This window comes from Bacillus paralicheniformis, from assembly GCF_002993925.1.
Taxonomy (GTDB): Bacteria; Bacillota; Bacilli; order Bacillales; family Bacillaceae; genus Bacillus; species Bacillus paralicheniformis.
The window spans coordinates 2,783,122-2,796,672 of sequence record NZ_CP023665.1 but is presented as its reverse complement, the minus strand read 5'-3'; the positions used below and the strand labels follow the sequence as shown (position 1 = coordinate 2,796,672).

Here is a 13,551-nt window from a genome sequence, read left to right as displayed (position 1 = left end):
CTCAGTTGTGTCGAGTGCTAACAGGGGTGATATGGATGTTAACAAATCGTCAGCTGTTAATCTTGCAGGTTATCGTCAACGATTTCATTCGTTCAGCTCAGCCGGTAGGATCAAGAACGCTTTCCAAAAAGGAAGATATCACATTCAGCTCAGCGACGATCAGAAACGAAATGGCTGACTTGGAAGAGCTCGGTTTTATTGAAAAAACCCACTCATCTTCAGGCCGGATTCCTTCTGAAAAAGGCTATCGCTATTATGTCGATCATCTGCTTTCACCCGGAAAGCTGTCAAAAACGGACTTGAACATTATTCATTCGGTTTTCAAAGAAAAAATCTTTGAACTCGAAAAAGCGGTGCAGAAGTCGGCTCAAGTGCTGTCTGATCTGACAAATTATACATCGATTGTCCTCGGTCCGAGACTGAGCGAAAATCATCTCAAACAGATCCAGATTGTGCCGATTCAGCCTAAGAAGGCCGTTGCCATTCTAGTAACGAATACCGGCCATGTCGAGAATAAAACGATCAACTTTCCGGCGGAGGTCAATCTTTCCGATCTCGAAAAGCTGGTGAATATATTAAATGAACGCCTTAGAGGCGTGCCGATCTCAGAGCTGAAAGACAGGATTTTCAAAGAGGTCGTCATCTTCTTAAAGTCGCATATCCAAAATTACGATACGATTTTACACGGGCTCGGCGCAACGCTGGATTCATCTGTTCAAACCGACCGGCTGTTTTTCGGCGGCAAGATTAATATGCTGAATCAGCCCGAATTTCACGATATTGACAGAGTGAAATCGCTATTGTCGCTCATTGAGAAAGAACAGGAGCTTCTCCGGCTCTTTCAGTCGACTGAGTCCGGAATTACCATTAAAATCGGCAAGGAAAACGACTATGAAGAAATGGAAAACTGCAGCCTGATTACCGCGACATACACGGTCGGTTCAAAACAGATCGGCTCCATCGCGGTCATCGGGCCGACGCGCATGGACTACTCCCGCGTCGTCGGTTTGCTTCAGCACGTATCATCTGACTTGTCAAAAGCGTTGACAAGTTTGTATGATGGGTAAGGCAGTACCCGAAAACAAAACAGAAGGGAGAAATCCCTTCTTTATCATGAAACTCATCCTTTAAGGGAGGTGAACACAGATGGCAGAAGAAAAACAAACTGAAGAGCTAAACGAACAAGAGGAACTGAACGAGACAGAAGCGGAGACAGCCGAAGCCGAACAAACGGCTGCTGAAGCTGATGCCCCGGCAGAAGACACGCAAACAGAAATGCTTGAAAAACAACTCAAAGAACTTCAAGAACGTCTTGAAGAAAAAGAAAATAAACTTTTACGTGTTCAGGCGGACTTTGAAAACTACAAACGACGCGCACGCCTTGACCTTGAGGCTGCTGAAAAGTACCGTTCCCAGCGCATCATCAGCGATTTGCTGCCGGCGCTTGACAACTTTGAACGTGCGCTACAGATCGATCCTGACAACGAGCAGACGAAAAGCCTGCTTCAAGGGATGGAAATGGTGCACCGTCAAATTTTGGAGGCTCTTAAAAATGAAGGAGTTGAACAGATTCCTTCAGTCGGAGAGCAATTTGACCCGAACATGCACCAGGCTGTTATGCAGGTCGAGGATGAAGCGTACGAATCAAACGCAGTCGTTGAGGAACTGCAAAAAGGCTATAAACTTAAGGACCGGGTGATCCGTCCTTCTATGGTAAAAGTCAACCAATAACTACATAGCAGGAGGTAAAAATCATGAGCAAAGTAATCGGAATCGACTTGGGAACAACGAACTCATGCGTTGCAGTGCTTGAAGGCGGAGAGCCGAAAGTCATCCCAAATCCAGAAGGAGCCCGCACGACTCCTTCGGTTGTTGCATTTAAAAACGGAGAGCGCCAGGTGGGTGAAGTGGCGAAACGCCAGTCCATCACGAATCCGAACACGATCATGTCGGTCAAGCGCCACATGGGCACGGACTATACAGTTGAAATCGAAGGCAAAAAGTACACGCCGCAAGAAGTGTCTGCCATCATCCTTCAGCATTTGAAATCATATGCTGAAAGCTATTTAGGCGAAACTGTATCTAAAGCCGTAATTACAGTTCCTGCATACTTCAATGATGCAGAACGTCAAGCGACAAAGGATGCCGGTAAAATCGCCGGACTTGAAGTTGAGCGGATCATCAACGAGCCGACTGCAGCTGCGCTTGCATACGGTCTGGATAAGACGGAAGAAGATCAGACGATCCTCGTCTACGACCTTGGCGGCGGTACATTCGACGTTTCCATCCTTGAATTGGGAGACGGCGTATTCGAAGTTCGTTCTACAGCGGGTGACAACCGCCTTGGAGGAGACGACTTTGACCAAGTGATCATCGATCATCTCGTCTCAGAATTCAAGAAAGAAAACGGCATTGATCTTTCTAAAGATAAAATGGCGCTTCAGCGCTTAAAAGATGCGGCTGAGAAAGCGAAAAAAGACCTTTCCGGCGTATCTTCTACACAAATTTCGCTGCCGTTTATCACAGCCGGTGACGCAGGTCCGCTGCACCTTGAATTGACACTGACCCGCGCGAAGTTTGAAGAGCTGTCTTCACACTTGGTAGAGCGCACAATGGGTCCAGTCCGCCAGGCTCTTCAAGATGCGGGGCTTTCTGCAAGCGAAATCGACAAAGTAATTCTTGTCGGCGGATCAACACGTATTCCTGCCGTTCAGGAAGCGATCAAAAAAGAAACTGGAAAAGAAGCGCATAAAGGCGTCAACCCTGACGAAGTCGTAGCCCTTGGTGCAGCCATTCAAGGCGGCGTCATCACAGGCGATGTCAAAGATGTTGTCCTTCTGGACGTAACTCCGCTGTCACTTGGTATCGAAACAATGGGCGGCGTGTTCACGAAGCTGATTGACCGCAACACGACAATCCCGACAAGCAAGTCCCAAGTGTTCTCAACAGCGGCTGACAACCAAACAGCGGTTGACATCCACGTGCTCCAAGGTGAGCGCCCGATGGCTGCCGACAACAAAACGCTCGGACGCTTCCAGCTTACAGATATTCCGCCGGCTCCTCGCGGCGTACCGCAAATCGAAGTGTCATTTGACATCGATAAGAACGGTATCGTCAACGTCAGCGCGAAAGATCTGGGTACCGGCAAAGAGCAAAACATCACGATCAAATCTTCTTCAGGTCTTTCTGACGAGGAGATCGAACGCATGGTGAAAGAAGCTGAAGAAAACGCCGAAGCGGATGAGAAGAAAAAAGAAGAAATCGAGCTTCGCAACGAAGCGGATCAGCTTGTCTTCACAACTGAAAAAACGCTGAAAGATCTTGAAGGCAAAGCCGATGAAGCGCAAGTGAAAAAAGCGAATGATGCAAAAGACGCGTTAAAAGCTGCGATCGAGAAAAATGACCTTGATGAAATCAAGGCGAAAAAAGATGAGCTGCAAGCGATCGTCCAAGAGCTTTCAATGAAGCTTTACGAAGAAGCTGCAAAACAGGCTCAGGCTCAGCAAGACGGCGGCGCCGGCGCTAAAAAAGCCGACGACAATGTCGTTGACGCTGAATATGAAGAAGTAAACGACGACAAAGAACAAAAATAATTGAAATAAAATGTGCTGTGCTTACCCCGGTTTGCACAGCACATGACCTTACAGGCGATGAAAGTCAAAGTCAGGATCTCTTGACTTTGACTTTTTTCTTCCTAAAGGACAAAAGGAATTGAAAAAACATAATTTGAAATGATACAATCTAATTTATGTGAGAAAATCGGGAGTGTGAAGAGATGAGTAAGCGTGATTACTATGAGGTGCTTGGGGTAGGTAAGAGCGCTTCTAAAGATGAGATTAAAAAAGCTTACCGCAAGCTTTCTAAAAAATATCACCCGGACATCAACAAAGAAGCCGGAGCGGATGAAAAATTCAAAGAAGTCAAAGAAGCCTATGAAACACTTTCTGATGACCAAAAACGGGCCCATTACGACCAGTTTGGCCACACCGATCCAAATCAGGGATTCGGCGGCGGAGGTTTCGGCGGCGGCGACTTCGGCGGCTTTGGGTTTGACGATATTTTCTCAAGCATTTTCGGAGGCGGCGCAAGGCGGAGAGACCCGAATGCCCCGAGGCAGGGCGCCGATCTGCAGTATACGATGACACTGTCATTTGAAGAAGCGGCCTTCGGAAAAGAGACGACGATCGAAATTCCGCGTGAAGAAACATGTGAAACATGCAGCGGCTCAGGCGCGAAACCGGGAACAAAGCCGGAAACCTGTTCACACTGCGGCGGCTCTGGCCAGCTGAACATGGAGCAGTCGACTCCGTTCGGAAAAGTTGTCAACAGAAGAGTATGTCATTACTGTAATGGAACGGGTAAGCAAATTAAGCACAAATGTTCAACTTGCGGCGGTACAGGAAAAGTGAAAAAACGCAAGAAAATCAATGTCACCATCCCGGCGGGTGTGGATGACGGCCAGCAGCTTCGAGTATCCGGACAGGGTGAACCGGGGATCAACGGCGGTCCGTCAGGTGACTTATTCGTCGTTTTCCGCGTCCAAGAACACGAATTTTTCGAGCGCGATGGCGACGATATTTACTGCGAAATGCCGCTGACATTTGCACAGGCTGCGCTCGGGGACGAAATCGAAGTGCCTACTCTTCACGGTAAAGTAAAATTAAAAGTGCCGGCGGGCACGCAGACAGGCACCAAGTTCCGTTTAAAAGGAAAAGGCGTTGCCAACGTACGCGGGTACGGTCAAGGCGATCAGCACATCGTCGTCCGCGTCGTGACACCGACGAATTTAACAGAAAACCAGAAAAATATTCTCCGCGAATTTGCAGAAGTGAGCGGAAATATGCCGGATGAACAGGAAATGAGTTTTTTCGATAAAGTAAAGCGCGCCTTTAAAGGCGATTAATGATTGGATGAGGAGTTGGTAGTATGAAATGGTCCGAAATCTGCATTCACACGACACATGAAGCGGTTGAGCCCATCTCGAATATTTTGCATGAAGCTGGTGCGAGTGGAGTCGTAATTGAAGATCCGCTTGATTTAATTAAAGAGCGTGAGAATGTATACGGAGAAATCTACCAGCTCGACCCCAATGATTACCCTGATGAAGGAGTCATCATTAAAGCGTATCTCCCGATCAACAGCTTTTTGGGAGAGACCGTAGAAGGAATCAAGGAAACCATCAATAATCTGCTGCTGTATGATATTGACCTCGGACGGAACAAAATCACCATCAGCGAGGTTAACGAAGAAGAATGGGCGACAGCATGGAAAAAATATTATCATCCCGTAAAAATTTCCGAGAAGTTTACGATTGTTCCGACATGGGAAGAGTACACACCGGTTCATACGGATGAGCTCATCATCGAGATGGACCCGGGAATGGCGTTCGGAACAGGCACACACCCGACAACCGTACTTTGCATACAGGCGCTCGAAAGGTATGTGAAAGAAGGGGATTCGGTCGTGGATGTCGGAACGGGAACAGGCATTTTGAGCATTGCATCAGCCATGCTTCGCGCCAAACAGGTTGAAGGATATGATCTCGATCCTGTAGCCGTGGAAAGCGCCCGCTTGAACTCCAAGCTCAATAAAGTCAGCGATCATATCGAGATCAAGCAAAATAATCTGCTTGACGGCGTCGAAGGGGAAAAAGACGTCATCGTCGCCAACATCCTGGCCGAGGTCATCTTGCGCTTTACGGATCAGGCATACAGCCTGTTGAAAGACGGCGGTTATTTCATTACTTCGGGAATCATTCAGCAGAAAAAACAGGAAGTCAAAGATGCACTGGTGAAAGAAGGCTTTACGATCGTCGAGGTTCTTTCAATGGAGGACTGGGTCAGCATCATCGCTAAAAAATAATCGTTAGTAGGTGTGACAAGCGTATGCAACGATATTTTATCGAACAATCAAAACAAGAGGTCACGGCCGCACCTGTGTTCTCGATCAAAGGCGAAGACGTTCATCACATTGCGACCGTGATGAGGATGTCTCCCGGAGACGAGGTCATTTGCTGTGCAAAAGACGGCCATGAAGCGAAATGCCGGATCGAGTCCGTCACAAAAGAAGAGGTTTTATTGAGCGTAATCGAATGGACGGGGAAAACACGCGAACTGCCCGTCCAGATCCATATTGCAAACGGCCTTCCAAAAGGAGATAAGCTGGAATGGATCATTCAAAAAGGGACAGAGCTCGGTGCAAGCTCGTTTATTCCTTTTCAGGCATCACGCTCCGTTGTTAAACTTGATGAAAAAAAGGCAAAGAAAAAGCGGGAAAGGTGGGCGAAAATCGCCAAGGAAGCCGCAGAACAGTCCCACAGAAACACGATTCCCGATGTGGCGCCGGTTCACACGTTTCAACGTTTGCTTGAGAGCCTTGAGGACTTCGATAAATGTGTCGTTGCATACGAAGAGTCATCAAAGCAAGGCGAGACAAGCCGGTTTCAATCCGTGCTCAAAAGCCTGCCGGAAGGATCATCCGTGCTCATGGTGTTTGGTCCTGAAGGCGGATTTTCAGAAGATGAAATTGAGGCGCTTAAAGAAAAAGGAGCCCTCGCCTGCGGGCTCGGTCCGCGGATCTTAAGGGCGGAAACAGCTCCGCTGTACGCGTTGGCGGCAGTTTCTTATCATACAGAGTTACTAAGAGGTGAATAACAATGGCAACCGTTGCATTTCATACACTTGGCTGCAAGGTCAACCATTATGAAACAGAAGCAATTTGGCAGCTTTTCAAAGAAGCCGGCTACGAAAGAAAAGAATTCGAAAGTTCGGCGGACGTATACGTCATTAATACATGCACCGTCACAAATACAGGTGATAAAAAAAGCCGCCAGGTGATCAGACGGGCGATCCGCCAAAATCCTGACGCCGTCATTTGTGTGACAGGGTGCTACGCCCAGACTTCCCCGGCGGAAATCATGGCGATCCCGGGCGTTGATATCGTCGTCGGTACGCAGGACCGCGAAAAAATGCTTGGCTATATTCAGCAGTACCAGGAAGAAAGACAGCCGATTAACGGCGTCAGCAATATTATGAAAGCAAGAGTGTTTGAGGAGCTTGATGTTCCTGCATTTACCGACAGAACGCGTGCTTCATTGAAAATTCAAGAAGGCTGCAACAATTTCTGCACATTCTGCATCATTCCGTGGGCGCGCGGCCTGCTTCGTTCCCGCGACCCTGAGGAAGTCATCCGCCAGGCGCAGCAGCTCGTTGATGCCGGCTATAAAGAAATCGTTTTAACCGGTATTCACACCGGCGGTTATGGAGAAGATATGAAAGACTACAACTTTGCACAGCTGTTGAAAGAACTGGACAGCCGTGTGAAAGGTCTGAAACGAATCCGTATCTCTTCAATCGAAGCGAGCCAAATTACAGACGAAGTGATTGAAGTGCTTGACCGCTCAGACAAGATCGTCAGACACCTTCACATTCCGCTTCAATCCGGCTCAAACAGCGTTTTAAAACGGATGAGAAGAAAGTATACGATGGAGTTTTTCGCTGACAGGCTGACGAAACTCAAAAAAGCTCTTCCGGGGCTCGCAGTCACTTCTGATGTGATCGTCGGCTTCCCGGGGGAAACGGAAGAAGAATTCATGGAGACGTACAACTTTATTAAAGAACACAAGTTTTCCGAGCTCCACGTCTTCCCGTACAGCAAACGGACCGGAACTCCAGCAGCACGCATGGACGGCCAGGTTGACGAGAACGTGAAAAACGAAAGAGTTCACAAACTGATCGCTCTTTCAGATCAGCTTGCGAAAGAATACGCATCAGATTATGAAGGCGATGTTCTGGAAATCATTCCGGAAGAGCCGTTCACGGAAACGGGCGAAGACAATCTGCTTGTCGGCTACACGGACAACTATATGAAGGTCGTTTTCGAAGGTTCCGAAGACCTGATCGGCCAGCTTGTTAAAGTGAAGATCTTAAAAGCCGGCTATCCGTACAATAAAGGCCAGTTCGTCCGCGTCGCCGAAGACGACGTCCATGAAAACATCCGCTTATCGTCATAAATATCAATTTAGCCGGTTCACGAAAAAGGTGTTCCGGCTTTTTTTGCGAATATCATAAAAGACAACCACTTGAAAAGGAGTCGTGACGATGACAAAACAAATTGCGCGAATGATCGATCACACGCTATTGAAGCCTGATGCTGTCACATCCGAAATCGAAGCGCTTTGCAAAGAAGCACGTGTATACGATTTTGCTTCCGTTTGCGTCAACCCTTGCTGGGTAAAGCTGTGCGCCGAGCTTCTTAAAGATTCAGAAGTGAAAGTGTGCACGGTTATCGGCTTTCCTTTAGGTGCAGCGTCTCCGGAAACAAAAGCTTTTGAAACCAGGCAGGCGATTGCAGACGGGGCCGGTGAAGTTGATATGGTGATCAACATCGGTGCATTAAAAGACCGCGATACCGGGACCGTGGAGTATGACATCAGAGCGGTGACAGACGCGGCCGTTGGCAAAGCTCTCGTAAAAGTCATCATAGAGACGTCACTGTTGACGGATGAAGAAAAAAGGCTCGCTTGTGAACTGGCCGTCAAAGCAGGCGCCGACTTTGTCAAAACATCGACCGGTTTTTCCGGCGGCGGTGCGACAGTTCAGGATATAAAACTGATGCGGGAAGCTGTCGGACCTGATATCGGCGTTAAAGCATCAGGGGGCGTCCGCGATAAGGAAAGCGCCCTTGCTATGGTTGAAGCCGGAGCGACGAGAATCGGAGCAAGCGCAGGCGTGTCGATTGTCAAAGGCTTAACAGCGGATGAAGACTACTAATCAACAAAAACCAGGCGTTTACCGGGCCTGGTTTTTGTTTGGAATGAGAAACATGATCAGCGAATGGAACAGATTTGAGAGCGGCAGAAACAATAGGGATGTGACGACATTGAAGAGCAGGCTGAAATGGGCAATCTGCTGAGCGGGGCTTTCAGACAGTCCGGAGATAAAGCCTGTTATTGATGAAAGCAGGGGGTATACAGCTGCTACACCGATGACATTAAACAGCACATGTGCATAAGCCGTTTGCCTGGCCGCAGCTCCGCCTTTGAAGGACGCCATCACGGCTGTGATGCATGTCCCGATATTGGAGCCGAGAACAACGCTCATCGCTTCGGTCAAACCGACGACACCTTGATCCATAAAGCTCATCAGGATGCCGACACACGCCGAACTGGAATGAATCATCGCGGTCAACACCGTGCCGATGATTAAGGCGTAAAGCGGTGAATTTTCAGCAAGCTGCACAATATAAGCGCCCGAGTCTAGCTGTGACAACGGCACGGCAAGCCGGCTAAAGCCGCTGATACAGAAAAAAATAACACCCAAGCCGATCATGCTTACGCCCACTTGCCGAAAAGGGGATTTTCCGGCCATGAAAAGAACCGCACCTGCGGCAAAGAGGGCAAAAATCAAAAATTCCAGCTTCACCGCCAAAAATTCCGTTGTGAAGGTGGACCCGATGTTTGTTCCCAAAATGAGCGGAATCGAACGTTTAAATGAAAGGGCGCCTACCGAGACAAAGCCAATGACGATCACCATAAATGCCGAGCTGCTTTGCAAAACCCCCGTAAATACAATGCTGACCAAAAAGGCTTTCACCGGATGATCCGTGAAAAACAGCAGCCGCTTTTCGATTTTTTCAAATGTCAGTGAAATCAAACCTTTTCTCAGCATGCTCATGCCTTTGAGAAAAAGAACGATCAATAATATGAATAAGATCAAGATTATCATCAGTTTTTCGAACAGCCTCCTTTATAAATATATACAGACAAGCTGCCGAAATCATGACTGAACAATAAAACGATTCTCCTTGGTTGACCTTACCGGAGGCTTATATTATAATGTCAAAGTACATGTTTATATGTATGTCTTTTTTTAAAGCAGTCGATTGGTGTATTCGGAGGGAGGGAAAGAGAATGTCAAAAACGGTCGTTAGAAAAAACGAATCGCTTGAAGATGCTCTTCGTCGCTTCAAACGCAGTGTATCAAAGACAGGTACTTTGCAGGAAGCAAGAAAGCGTGAATTTTATGAAAAACCTAGCGTAAGACGCAAGAAAAAGTCTGAAGCTGCAAGAAAGCGCAAATACTAAAAGAGGGTGGATTTATGAGTCTTCTTGAGCGGCTGAATCAAGATATGAAGCTCTATATGAAAAACCGTGAGAAAGACAAACTGACTGTCATTCGCATGGTCAAAGCTTCGCTTCAAAACGAAGCAATCAAGCTTAAGAAAGACAGGCTGACCGATGATGAAGAACTGACTGTTCTTTCTCGTGAATTAAAACAGCGTAAAGACTCCCTCCATGAATTTTCAAACGCTAATCGTTCAGATTTAGTAGATAAAGTTCAAAAAGAGTTAGACATTCTGGAAGCTTATATGCCTGAACAGCTGACGGAAGAAGAGCTGCTCGGCATCGTCAATGAGACGATCGCCGAAGTCGGCGCCTCTTCAAAAGCGGATATGGGCAAAGTGATGAGCGCTATCATGCCGAAAGTCAAAGGCAAGGCGGACGGCGGTCTCGTCAATAAGCTTGTCAGCAAACAACTGTCTTAAGAAAAAGACGCCTTTAAGCAATTAAAGGCGTCTTTTTTTGTGCGTGTTCATACAATAGAAAAGTAGTAGAAAGATGAAACCTTTGCTACATTTATAACGTATGTAATGTTAATGATAATAGGGGAAGGAGGTCTCAGACATCGTTGCTGCTGAAAAAATTTAGAATTTTTGTTGCTCTGGCCAGCGGTTTTGTTTTATTCTTATTACTAGGCGTTCATTTGACCGTGAAAGCGGATGGAGATACAGTGTATGTCATTCCGATCGAAGAAACGGTTGAAAAAGGGCTTTCAAAATTTCTTGAGCGTTCTTTTCAAGAAGCGGAAGATATGAATGCCAAACATATCATACTCGATATCAATACCCCCGGCGGAGCGGTCGACGCAGTCCTTGACATGGCTGATACGATACATAACTCCGACATTCCGGTGACCGCTTATGTGAATAGAAGGGCTCTGTCCGCAGGCGCTTACCTCGCCTTGAATGCAGACGATATTTATATGGCGCCCGGCGGGAAAATGGGAGCTGCCGCGATCATTGACACGCAGGGAAATGCCGCTGATAAAAAGTCGGAATCTCTGTGGCTCGCTGAAATGGAAGACGCAGCCAAAAAAAACGGACGTGATCCGAAATACGCTCTCGCGATGGCCGATGCGGATGTCGATGCTAAAGAAGTTGGGGCGCCGAAGGGCGAGCTGCTCACATTAAGCCCTGACAAAGCGCTGGAAGTCGGCTATTCCGAAGGCACAGTTTCGAGCCTTGATGATCTTTTGAAAAAGCTGAACTTGAAGGATGCCAAAATCGAGCGTTCCGAGGTGAGCTTCGCCGAAAAGGTGGCCCGGTTCATCACGCATCCGGTCGTGATTCCGATTCTCCTTTCAATCGGAAGTCTCGGGCTGATTGTCGAGCTTTATTCGCCTGGTTTTGGGATCCCCGGCTTTATGGGACTCTCTGCGCTGCTGCTCTTTTTCTACGGTCATCTCGTCGCCGGGCTTGCCGGAATGGAAACGATCCTTCTGTTTGCAGCAGGCATTATTTTAATCATTTTAGAGATTTTTTTGCCGGGCGGAATAGCAGGGATTGCCGGCCTGATCGCGATTGTTGCGAGCCTCTTTTTAGCATCGGGAAGCTTTAAGGTCATGGCCGTCTCCATTTTGATTGCAACTGCTGTTTCTATAGCGGCATCCATTCTATTAACAAGGGTGTTGGGGAAGCGTATGAAATTTTTTAAAAAATTGATCTTAACCGACTCGACAAGCACGGAAAGCGGATATGTGTCAAATGAAAGCCGGCGCGATTTAATTGGTAAAACCGGCGTCACGTTTACACCGCTCAGACCGTCCGGAACGGTCATCATCGGCGATGAACGGCTTGATGTCGTATCTGAAGGCTCGTTCACCGCGAAGGACAAGAAAGTGAAAGTGGTTAAAGTGGAAGGCTCACGCATTGTTGTGAGAGAATTATAAATTATATTATTAGGAGGAATATTATGGATCCGTCAACACTGTTTCTTTTGCTTATTATAGCAGCCGGAATCATCTTACTAGCTGTCTTCTTTACATTCGTCCCGGTCATGCTGTGGATCTCGGCTTTGGCCGCTGGTGTTAAAATCAGCATTTTCACACTGATCGGAATGAGGCTCCGCCGCGTCATTCCAAACCGCGTGGTGAACCCGCTGATCAAAGCGCATAAAGCGGGACTTGATGTTACTATCAATCAGCTTGAAAGCCACTATCTTGCAGGGGGGAATGTTGACCGGGTTGTCAACGCGCTTATCGCTGCCCAGCGTGCAAACATTGAACTCACATTCGCCAGATGTGCGGCCATCGATTTAGCGGGCCGTGACGTGCTTGAAGCCGTTCAAATGAGCGTTAATCCGAAAGTCATCGAAACGCCGTTTATTGCCGGTGTAGCAATGGATGGTATCGAAGTGAAAGCAAAAGCGAGAATCACGGTTCGCGCAAACATCGACCGCCTTGTCGGGGGAGCGGGAGAAGAAACAATCATTGCCCGTGTCGGCGAAGGGATCGTTTCGACAATCGGTTCCTCCGATAATCATAAAAAAGTGCTTGAGAACCCGGATATGATTTCACAAACCGTCTTGAGCAAAGGATTGGATTCAGGCACAGCGTTTGAAATTCTATCGATCGATATTGCTGACGTTGACATCGGCAAAAACATCGGAGCGATTCTGCAGACCGACCAGGCTGAAGCCGATAAAAACATCGCCCAGGCGAAAGCAGAAGAACGCCGCGCCATGGCGGTTGCGCAAGAACAGGAAATGCGCGCCCGCGTCGAAGAAATGCGTGCTAAAGTCGTCGAGGCAGAAGCCGAAGTGCCGCTTGCGATGTCTGAAGCTCTCCGCAGCGGAAAGATCGGAGTCATGGACTACCTCAATATGAAAAACATCGACGCCGACACAGACATGCGCGATTCTTTCGGAAAGATGACGAAAGACCAAAATGAAGAGGATCATAAATAAACAAGCCCCTGTAAAAAGGAGGGAGCTCATTGCTTGATATCCTGTTCGACAATCCGATTATCATGGCGGCCATCATCGCAGCCATCTCCTTCATATTCAACAAGCTCGGAAAAAATGATGAAAATGAAGAAACCAAGCGAAAACCGGCGCCTGAACGGCCGAAAACGCAGACGACGCCGAAGCAGACGGCACAGCGCCAGCCGGCAGAAAACAAAAAACAACGGCCTGCAGCAGCAGCGGCTGCTGCAAAAAGCGAAGATATTGCCGCAGAACTCCGCAGAATACAAGCGGATGCCGAGCGGTCCATGCCGGCCGTTGAACGGGCCATTAAAAAGCAGAGCAGCCGGGTGATCAACCGGAAACAAGAGCTGCTCGATATGAATAAAAACACGATTGTCCAAGGCGTTGTACTCAGCGAAGTATTCGGCCCTCCGCGGTCGAGAAAGCCGCATTACACAATGAGGCGCCGGCCTAAAATTTAAGTATTAGAACCCCCATATCACTCATACATATGAGATGAAAGGGGG

At 47.8% G+C, this 13,551-nt stretch carries 14 protein-coding genes; 13 read left to right on the top strand and 1 reads right to left on the bottom strand.

Going from position 1 to position 13,551, the window contains the following annotated elements:
* Positions 1 to 35: 35 nt before the first annotated feature.
* The 8 genes from hrcA (at position 36) to deoC (ending at position 8,771) form a co-directional block, all read left to right on the top strand.
* Positions 36 to 1,067 (top strand): heat-inducible transcriptional repressor HrcA, encoded by a 1,032-nt coding sequence (gene hrcA / locus CP943_RS14230; RefSeq protein ID WP_020452261.1) that lies wholly within the window; start codon positions 36 to 38, stop codon positions 1,065 to 1,067.
* A gap of 79 nt (positions 1,068 to 1,146) precedes the next feature.
* The gene (gene grpE / locus CP943_RS14225; RefSeq protein WP_020452260.1) at positions 1,147 to 1,731 is read left to right on the top strand and encodes a nucleotide exchange factor GrpE; all 585 of its coding nucleotides are present in this window, start codon (positions 1,147 to 1,149) and stop codon (positions 1,729 to 1,731) included.
* A 23-nt stretch (positions 1,732 to 1,754) separates the two neighbouring features.
* Entirely contained in the window at positions 1,755 to 3,593 is a 1,839-nt protein-coding gene (dnaK, locus tag CP943_RS14220) for a molecular chaperone DnaK (protein WP_020452259.1), read from the top strand.
* 182 nt (positions 3,594 to 3,775) lie between these two features.
* On the top strand, positions 3,776 to 4,903 hold the full coding sequence (gene dnaJ, locus CP943_RS14215) for a molecular chaperone DnaJ (protein WP_020452258.1): 1,128 nt from the start codon (positions 3,776 to 3,778) through the stop codon (positions 4,901 to 4,903).
* A gap of 23 nt (positions 4,904 to 4,926) precedes the next feature.
* Positions 4,927 to 5,862, top strand: a complete 936-nt coding sequence (gene prmA, locus CP943_RS14210) for a 50S ribosomal protein L11 methyltransferase (protein ID WP_095291031.1) — start codon at positions 4,927 to 4,929, stop codon at positions 5,860 to 5,862.
* 23 nt (positions 5,863 to 5,885) lie between these two features.
* Entirely contained in the window at positions 5,886 to 6,653 is a 768-nt protein-coding gene (locus tag CP943_RS14205) for a 16S rRNA (uracil(1498)-N(3))-methyltransferase (protein WP_026579279.1), read from the top strand.
* 2 nt (positions 6,654 to 6,655) lie between these two features.
* Positions 6,656 to 8,011, top strand: coding sequence for a tRNA (N(6)-L-threonylcarbamoyladenosine(37)-C(2))-methylthiotransferase MtaB (gene mtaB, locus CP943_RS14200; RefSeq protein WP_026579280.1), 1,356 nt, complete (start codon positions 6,656 to 6,658; stop codon positions 8,009 to 8,011).
* Between the two features lie 88 nt (positions 8,012 to 8,099).
* Positions 8,100 to 8,771, top strand: coding sequence for a deoxyribose-phosphate aldolase (gene deoC / locus CP943_RS14195; protein ID WP_023855246.1), 672 nt, complete (start codon positions 8,100 to 8,102; stop codon positions 8,769 to 8,771).
* Positions 8,772 to 8,789: 18 nt separating this feature from the next.
* Here the strand turns inward: deoC and CP943_RS14190 are convergent, their stop codons facing one another.
* Positions 8,790 to 9,725, bottom strand: coding sequence for a Na/Pi symporter (locus CP943_RS14190; protein ID WP_020452253.1), 936 nt, complete (start codon positions 9,723 to 9,725; stop codon positions 8,790 to 8,792).
* A gap of 185 nt (positions 9,726 to 9,910) precedes the next feature.
* Between CP943_RS14190 and rpsU the strand changes: the two genes are divergently transcribed.
* The 5 genes from rpsU to CP943_RS14165 all read left to right on the top strand — a co-directional run bounded on the left by rpsU (position 9,911) and on the right by CP943_RS14165 (position 13,506).
* Positions 9,911 to 10,084: a 30S ribosomal protein S21 gene (gene rpsU / locus CP943_RS14185; RefSeq protein WP_003183654.1), complete on the top strand. Its 174-nt coding sequence runs from the start codon at positions 9,911 to 9,913 to the stop codon at positions 10,082 to 10,084.
* A 14-nt stretch (positions 10,085 to 10,098) separates the two neighbouring features.
* The gene (locus CP943_RS14180; RefSeq protein ID WP_023855244.1) at positions 10,099 to 10,545 is read left to right on the top strand and encodes a GatB/YqeY domain-containing protein; all 447 of its coding nucleotides are present in this window, start codon (positions 10,099 to 10,101) and stop codon (positions 10,543 to 10,545) included.
* A gap of 143 nt (positions 10,546 to 10,688) precedes the next feature.
* A complete protein-coding gene (locus tag CP943_RS14175; RefSeq protein ID WP_020452250.1) occupies positions 10,689 to 12,008 on the top strand; it encodes an NfeD family protein in 1,320 nt (439 codons plus the stop codon).
* 23 nt (positions 12,009 to 12,031) lie between these two features.
* Positions 12,032 to 13,024, top strand: a complete 993-nt coding sequence (gene floA / locus CP943_RS14170; RefSeq protein ID WP_020452249.1) for a flotillin-like protein FloA — start codon at positions 12,032 to 12,034, stop codon at positions 13,022 to 13,024.
* A gap of 29 nt (positions 13,025 to 13,053) precedes the next feature.
* Positions 13,054 to 13,506 carry a hypothetical protein gene (locus CP943_RS14165; RefSeq protein ID WP_105981089.1) on the top strand — a complete coding sequence of 151 codons (453 nt, stop codon included), beginning with the start codon at positions 13,054 to 13,056 and terminating at the stop codon, positions 13,504 to 13,506.
* Positions 13,507 to 13,551 lie beyond the last annotated feature (45 nt).

What these genes read in the sequence shown, in the direction of transcription:
- hrcA (WP_020452261.1), top strand. Translation starts at nt 36, where the DNA reads ATGTTAACAAATCGTCAGCTGTTAATCTTGCAGGTTATCGTCAACGAT.
- grpE (WP_020452260.1), top strand. Translation starts at nt 1,147, where the DNA reads ATGGCAGAAGAAAAACAAACTGAAGAGCTAAACGAACAAGAGGAACTG.
- dnaK (WP_020452259.1), top strand. Translation starts at nt 1,755, where the DNA reads ATGAGCAAAGTAATCGGAATCGACTTGGGAACAACGAACTCATGCGTT.
- dnaJ (WP_020452258.1), top strand. Translation starts at nt 3,776, where the DNA reads ATGAGTAAGCGTGATTACTATGAGGTGCTTGGGGTAGGTAAGAGCGCT.
- prmA (WP_095291031.1), top strand. Translation starts at nt 4,927, where the DNA reads ATGAAATGGTCCGAAATCTGCATTCACACGACACATGAAGCGGTTGAG.
- CP943_RS14205 (WP_026579279.1), top strand. Translation starts at nt 5,886, where the DNA reads ATGCAACGATATTTTATCGAACAATCAAAACAAGAGGTCACGGCCGCA.
- mtaB (WP_026579280.1), top strand. Translation starts at nt 6,656, where the DNA reads ATGGCAACCGTTGCATTTCATACACTTGGCTGCAAGGTCAACCATTAT.
- deoC (WP_023855246.1), top strand. Translation starts at nt 8,100, where the DNA reads ATGACAAAACAAATTGCGCGAATGATCGATCACACGCTATTGAAGCCT.
- CP943_RS14190 (WP_020452253.1), bottom strand. Translation starts at nt 9,725, where the DNA reads ATGATAATCTTGATCTTATTCATATTATTGATCGTTCTTTTTCTCAAA.
- rpsU (WP_003183654.1), top strand. Translation starts at nt 9,911, where the DNA reads ATGTCAAAAACGGTCGTTAGAAAAAACGAATCGCTTGAAGATGCTCTT.
- CP943_RS14180 (WP_023855244.1), top strand. Translation starts at nt 10,099, where the DNA reads ATGAGTCTTCTTGAGCGGCTGAATCAAGATATGAAGCTCTATATGAAA.
- floA (WP_020452249.1), top strand. Translation starts at nt 12,032, where the DNA reads ATGGATCCGTCAACACTGTTTCTTTTGCTTATTATAGCAGCCGGAATC.